Here is a 7,068-nt window from a genome sequence, read left to right as displayed (position 1 = left end):
AAAGGGTAAAGGGAAAAAAAAGTTTGTTTTTTTATATTATATTGCGGATTAGAAATGTATTGCAAAGGAACTTCTGGTACTTGGGGTTTTGATATAATAATTTTTTCAGGATTTAGATTAAATATTTTTTCAAAACTTTCTTTGATCCAAACTTGTTGAACAATCACATATTTATTTTTCTTGATATTAATTTTATATAAATATTTATAAAATAAACTAAAAAAAAACTGAGTAGGCTGTACTAATAAGTCCGAGAAATTAACCGAATTAAACGGCGAGGGATTATGACAATAAACTGCTTGAGGTATACCACCTACGTTGGGCGTCATATCATGTAAAGACAACCAAAAATCAACATTATAATCTTTAGCTATTTTTTTAAAATAAAAATACTCATAATACAATCTATAGAAATAGGACGTTCTAGATTTAGGGAATTCAATAAATTCTATATTTGGATACTTTAAGATATCTAAAATTTCTTTTTTATGAATTAAAGCTACAACTTTATAGTATTTAAAATCTACACTATTCACATAATCCAAACAATCCATAAGTACCGAAAGTGGACCTCCTTCAAAAAAATTTATAGCAGAAACAGCTATCGTCTTTTTCATATATTTTAATATAAATTTCTTTTGAAATCTGAGTTAATAAAAATTCCTTTATATGGAACAAACAAATCTGGATATCCTGATATTGCTTGAAAGAATAAATAAATTGAGTATATAAGTAGCAGAAGCAATATATATTTGCGATCCGTTTTTAACTGAAATATAAGTAATTGGCTACTTAACAAAAACACTTCCATCACATTAAAATACAAACTACCTCTATTAACTAAGATAAGCAAAGAATTTGAAAATAAAAAATAAAAGACTAAACCGAATAAAAACCCATTAAACAATAATTTATATTCTTTAAACTTAGCAGTAAGCATATCATAATTAACAATAAAAAGTACAAAGTAAATTAACCTTCTAACTAAACCAATTAGACTTAAACTGGCATCTCCAACATCACTAGCAGCGGAATACACATCAACTTTCGAAGCAGATGCACCTCCTAATAAACTTCCTAAACCAGAAAACAAGATGTTAGGTAAGGTTGTTTTCCCAATTATAAAAGCTAAAACCAGAACAACTATTATTTGATATTTTTTAAAATCCCTATTTAGAAAATAATATACCATGAATAAAAGAGCTGTAGTATGAAAAAGAAAAGCTACAAAAACTAATATAAAAAACTTAATCGGTTTTTTTTCTATTACAAATTTTAAAGCATACAAGCATATTGCCAATGCAAGTAACTGTCTGTTAGAACCTAAAACACCAATATTTGTTACATAAAACAAAAGCAATGACAAGAATGGAAATGGGCTTAATCGCTTATTAGCTTTAAATATTAAAAAATAATATAGTATTGCATGCGACAAAAGAAAAACAGTATAACTGTCTGTTAGACTTCGAATAAAAAAAGAGAAAAGACCGTATCCCAGTTCAAATCCTATTAGACTATTAACAAAAACAATATTAATATCGGTGGTATTCAAAAAATTATTATAGTACGACGACCAATCAGTACCTGTTTCCCATCTAAGTCCAACTTGCAAAACAATTACAACGTATAATAGTGATGCCATAATTGTGTGCTCAACTACGGTTAACTTACATCGTAATTCAAAAAAAGCAAATAAAAAAATAAGTAAAATTGTACTTAAATAAACTTCCATTAATTAATTATTTTCTATTAAATAGATTTTAACATACTTTTCCAATCAAACAATATAAATTCTTAACTAAAATTTAAAAAAATCAAAAAACCTTTCCACACAAATTTCAACTTAACTCTTTTTTTATCTTCAAGAAAGAGAACTCTCATTGCCGTCTTAATAACTATATACACTGACTGAAAATTTCTATAAATTAATGCCGTTTTCAATCCGTTTCGAATAACGTAATAATATCTCATAGGGGCGGCCTCAAAATAACTATACTGTACTCCAAAAACAGAAACTGAACTCCGGACACCTGGTTCATGACTTAATTTTACCGAATTAATTTTAAAAATCAATAACTCATTCGCTTTTGCCCTTAAACAATACTCATAGTCAACAAAATCAATAAAATAATCTTCCCGATAAGGACCTAGTTTAATAAAATTAGACAATTTAACTAAGTTACCTGATTGAGGAGCGATTATAGGGTTTGAAGGTTTTTCATTATTAACTTCAATACTACCGTAGTAATCGTAGGTTGGTATTAGCGCTATAACGTTTTCACATTCATCATTATTAATATAAGCTTTATAGCCTTCCAAATCAGTAACAAAACAACTATCCTGATCCATAGTTAATACCCATTCAGCATTACCCTTTACAGCATAATCAAACCCAACATTAAGAGCCGCTCCAATACCTAGATTACCATTCATATCGTGATAAACGAACTTGTTATCGTGGCAAAATTTTTCAATTATAACTTTCTTTTCAAAGTCAGTAGAATTATCAATAATAATTATTTGAGATACATGTTTGTCATAGGATTTGATATTATTGAATAATAATTCACATTCAGGATTATAAGATATAACGACAGCAGAAATATTCATCAATTAAGTTTTAGAATTAAGTATTTTAGAATATAATTCCATGTACATATTTGCAATCGAGTCCGAATTATATTTTTTAACATTCAATAATCCTTCCGCGATTAAATTACTTCTGAGCTCACTATTATGTATTAAATCCTTAAATCCTTTAGCGATAGCACGAACATCATATGGATTAATTAAATAGTAATTTTCACCTGCTACTTCTTTCATTGGTGAAATATTAGACGTTAGAATTGGCCTTCCAATAGCTTGCCCCTCAATTATAGGGACACCAAATCCCTCATAAAGACTTGGAAAACTCACAATGTCACAATCAATATACTCCTTTAAAATTTCATCATCGCTTAAATTCTTTTTATTGGTATATTTTATTCTATTTTCCTTTAGTAAAATTTGTTCTGATGTTCCGATTTCTCCAATAATTACTAAGTGACAGGGAATATCTATTAGAGCTTTAATAACACTATCTAAATTTTTATTTGGCCTTGTGCCAATATGCAAAATCTGAGGAAATTCTTGATTAAAAACGGTTGGAAAATGAACAAAGGAATCTGAAACCGGATTAGGAATTACTATAATCTTTGAAGCAGGACAACATTTATACTTAATCAGAGAATCTCTAACTGACTCAGAGATACACGTAACATATTTACATTTTTTTAAAGGCAGATAAAAGAAAAAAAACCAAAAGATTATTTTTTTCAAACCTTTCCCATGTTCCACTGAAATTAAATCGTGTATAGTAATAATGGTCTTAGAATATGGGAGTATAAAAGCACAATAATGAATAACACCCGTAATATGATTAACCTCAGATTTATTGTTTTTACAATGAATTAAATTTTGTAAAATATAAGTAAACCTAATTAAGTAATGAGGAACATAGACCTGGCTGACCGATAAATTTAAATCAAACTTTGGTATAATCGAATCAAAAACTCTCTCAATACTATAATCAGCGCCTTTTGCACGAAAGTATAAAGAGATTTTGTGTTTTTTACTTTTTGAGGCTGACATTATTTCTCTTTTGAATATTTAAAAAATTTAATTTTTGTCACATATCATAAATTGCAAATTTTAGAACTGAACATACTATCTAAAACTTAAGGTAAAATTAATTTCTTATCTTAAAATTTTTAAAATAGGTCTTATCAATCAAATAAACGTGGTTTTCTGTTTTTGAATATAATCTCATTAATCTCGTCAAAAGAAAAAACTTATTAACCCCTACTACCTGAAAAATAAAATAAAGCATTTTATTAATCAGAATTGTCTTTTTTTCTGCACCATCATAATTATTAATTGAAGCTCTATCAGTTGTCGCTAAATCCTCTTTTAAGACCTTTCCGTTTTTTAATTGTTGATAAAATATATTATTAGAGTTAAAAGGATTAGAAGCCATTTTACCATCCTCAAATAATCTTCTAAATAGCTTTCTATAAATTGCAGATATTGGTATCCCGTTTGAAAAGAAATTATAACTATACTGCAATTTATAATATTTAAGAAAATCACTTTGTTTTAAATGCTCAATGTATTGCTCAATTGGACTTTTAAAATCTGAATAAATTTCTAAATCTTTAATATTTCCTTGACTTACTTTATCATCTATTAGAAATTTATAATTGAACCCCGAAAAATGTATAAAAGTTAAAGGAAATTCATTTGTATTAGAATCATCAATTCTATTTCTAATCGAAAAAGATTCATTCTTTTCAAAAACTTTTCGTTCATAAAAATTCCAAGGAGCAACATTTAAACCTAAATGTGAAGAAATCAATAATTCATTGGGAAAAAATGAAGGGAGAAAATCCATCCATTTTTGATCCGTAAAATAGTTCTCCATCATATTCTGAAAACATCTATCCTCTAACCGTACCTCCCACCAATCTAGCATTCTTCTTGCACACGCATCATTTTTAAGACCTAGAAAACCTAAATTAAACATACCCGAATAAAACAAACTTCTTTCATTTAATTTTCCCGAATACTTTTCTTCTATAGTAGTAATGTGTGGCGTAACCATTATAGATTTTTCAACTAAACTATCGTAAATAAAGTCCAGCGAATTATACACTAATATATCTGGATCGAAGTAAATACAACCATCAGGTTTAATTTTTTCAAACATGTATTTAAAACAGGACGGTTTAATCGAAGTACAAAACTCAGTTAAATCATATTTAAAAGACATTTGAGTCCAAGTTGCCAATGCAATATTCAAAGCATCTTTAGCAATAATAACATTTTCAGGAAGATCAATTATATTGTCTTCTGCTGTAATCTCGTCTGCAACAAAAATAAAAAATTCGATATCGCCATTAAACTCTTTAATAGATTTTTCAAGTACAAGTGCTAATCCTATATAATTTTTTGCACAAATTGTAAATGCTGCTTTTTTCATTTTATTTTATTTAGTAATCTGAAATTTTGACCCACGAATCCGGATATATATCAGTGTATGTATCATTATTTAAAAACCTTGAAGGGCAAACAACTATTTTGTGAGGATTCTTGTTCAACCATGCTCCCCACCAGCTAAAAGTGCTATTAGGAATAATATTGTGCTGGCATAGACTCATTAAGCACATATCTTTCCAAGAATCTTTACCACTATTACAAGTCACATAAGTAACGGTATCCATTGACAAATTTTCCTTCACCCAATCCATATCATTTGAAAACACAAAAAAATGAGGATGATCCACTTTAGTTGCTATCAACTTGATGGCTCCTTCAAAATATGCTTTTGTAGAAACTCCCCCAAACAAGCCTATGTTTGCTTCATTCATAAAATCGCCCCTGCGAACGTGTAACGATACTGCATTTGTACTAGCTATGTCTTTTACATGTTCTTTATTAATTTTTCCTAAATCACCCGTAAATTCAAAAACAGATTTAATTTGTTGATTCTCCTTAGCAAAATACTTTTCAGCATGCCAGCCTCCATAATAAAAAGTTATTCCCTTTGATGGCTTCAAATATTCTGGATTATAATTATAATTGAAACTCTCCTTAACTATTTTACATTTGAACAAATTAAGTATCCATTTTAATGGGTCGCTAACAATTTTTAATCTATCTGTAAGAAGAATTCTAAATAGAATATAAAGTGACTTTTGAATTAATGTTTCTTTCGTATTTAGGCTAAAAACAGTCTCTAATTCTAACCCATTATGGTCTTTACAAAATGGAACAAAGTATGTTGAATTATTGATTTTTTTCTTTTGTGAATAAAAAGCATATTGTGACATTTGGTTTCCTAAACCATTAAAAATTATGACTACATCCATTGATTTATTGCTTTTGATTATTCACCTTAATGAACACTGCAGGATTTCCTCCCCAAATTTGAAAATCAGGAATATCTTTAAAAACAACAGACCCCGCTGCAACAATTGAATTAGAACCTACTGTTACGCCTTTTAGAATGATAGAATCCATTCCTATAAAAACATTGTTTTTTATAATAACGGGAAGACTTTTCATGTTTTTTTCATCTAATTCAGTATGCCAATGAGCTGCATTTAACGAATGAAAATCGGAATCAATTATTGTAACCCCGCCCCCTATCATAACGTTATTACCTACTATTATTGATTTTGTTGCTACAATAGTAGTATTACTCATACCTACATTATCTCCAATTATCAATGAGGCTTCTTTATATACAACAAATTTACATCTATTGTTTTTGCCTAAAGTAGAATATTTAGCAGAATTAACAATGACCAAACCAGCTCCAAAGATACAATTTGAATTAACATTTATATCCAAAAGCGGACAACCCAATGAAGTGAATTTTTTATATTTAACATCACTAATTTCAAACAATAAAGCGGTATTGATTTTATAAATTAATAATTTTAAGTTAAATAAAAAAAATATTAAATATTTGCTGATAAATCTCATTTAAATTTTATTTTACTTTATCGTAAACGTTAATAATTTGTCTTCTAAATCCATCATAAGACGACCTTTCAAGTGATTGCAATCTACATTCCTGTGAAATTAGATCCGACTCGTTTTTTGTTTTATCGATTAAATATAATATTCCATTACAAAAATCCCCGCTATCCCTATATTTAGCTAAATAGCCAGTTCCAGAATTTATTATATCAATTGCAACTCCAATTTCAAATGCAACTGCCGGTGTACCACACATCAAAGCCTGATTTAGCATCATTGGTCCAGCATCTTGAATAGTTGGGCTAAGAAAAACATCAGACATCGAATAATACAAAGACAAATCCTCAAATGACAGATGCCCAGTATAATGTACTTCATAGTCAGACAAGCCTAATAATTCTGATTTCACTCCAGCCACAACTAAAATAATTTCATTCAATAATTCAGGCCTTCTAATTAACAATAACTGTAAAGCATCTCTCAAATATTTATATCCCTTTCTCTCTTCATGGATATCTACAGATCCAAAAAAAAGTAATGTTTTAT

The 7,068-nt window shown here is 28.5% G+C and carries 8 protein-coding genes; all 8 read right to left on the bottom strand.

What is annotated here, in order from left to right; translation table 11 throughout:
* Positions 1–617 (bottom strand): glycosyltransferase (locus A3SG_RS20255; RefSeq protein WP_016991194.1); only part of this gene is annotated, 617 nt, incomplete at its 3' end.
* 5 nt (positions 618–622) lie between these two features.
* Positions 623–1,732 carry an EpsG family protein gene (locus A3SG_RS0116935; protein ID WP_016991193.1) on the bottom strand — a complete coding sequence of 370 codons (1,110 nt, stop codon included), beginning with the start codon at positions 1,730–1,732 and terminating at the stop codon, positions 623–625.
* Positions 1,733–1,794: 62 nt separating this feature from the next.
* Positions 1,795–2,610 (bottom strand): glycosyltransferase, encoded by an 816-nt coding sequence (locus A3SG_RS0116930; RefSeq protein WP_016991192.1) that lies wholly within the window; start codon positions 2,608–2,610, stop codon positions 1,795–1,797.
* Between the two features lie 3 nt (positions 2,611–2,613).
* Positions 2,614–3,630 (bottom strand): glycosyltransferase family 4 protein, encoded by a 1,017-nt coding sequence (locus A3SG_RS0116925; RefSeq protein ID WP_016991191.1) that lies wholly within the window; start codon positions 3,628–3,630, stop codon positions 2,614–2,616.
* Between the two features lie 97 nt (positions 3,631–3,727).
* On the bottom strand, positions 3,728–5,017 hold the full coding sequence (locus A3SG_RS0116920; protein WP_016991190.1) for a hypothetical protein: 1,290 nt from the start codon (positions 5,015–5,017) through the stop codon (positions 3,728–3,730).
* A 10-nt stretch (positions 5,018–5,027) separates the two neighbouring features.
* A complete protein-coding gene (locus A3SG_RS0116915; RefSeq protein WP_016991189.1) occupies positions 5,028–5,906 on the bottom strand; it encodes an alpha-1,2-fucosyltransferase in 879 nt (292 codons plus the stop codon).
* A 4-nt stretch (positions 5,907–5,910) separates the two neighbouring features.
* Complete coding sequence (locus A3SG_RS0116910; protein ID WP_016991188.1) at positions 5,911–6,525, bottom strand: acyltransferase; 615 nt, start codon at positions 6,523–6,525, stop codon at positions 5,911–5,913.
* 7 nt (positions 6,526–6,532) lie between these two features.
* The coding region (locus A3SG_RS0116905; RefSeq protein WP_016991187.1) for a glycosyltransferase at positions 6,533–7,068 on the bottom strand (536 nt) is incomplete at its 5' end.

The organism is Flavobacterium sp. ACAM 123, assembly GCF_000264055.1.
GTDB lineage: Bacteria > Bacteroidota > Bacteroidia > Flavobacteriales > Flavobacteriaceae > Flavobacterium.
Note: the sequence above shows the minus strand (reverse complement) of the source record. Positions and strands in the feature narration are given on the sequence as shown.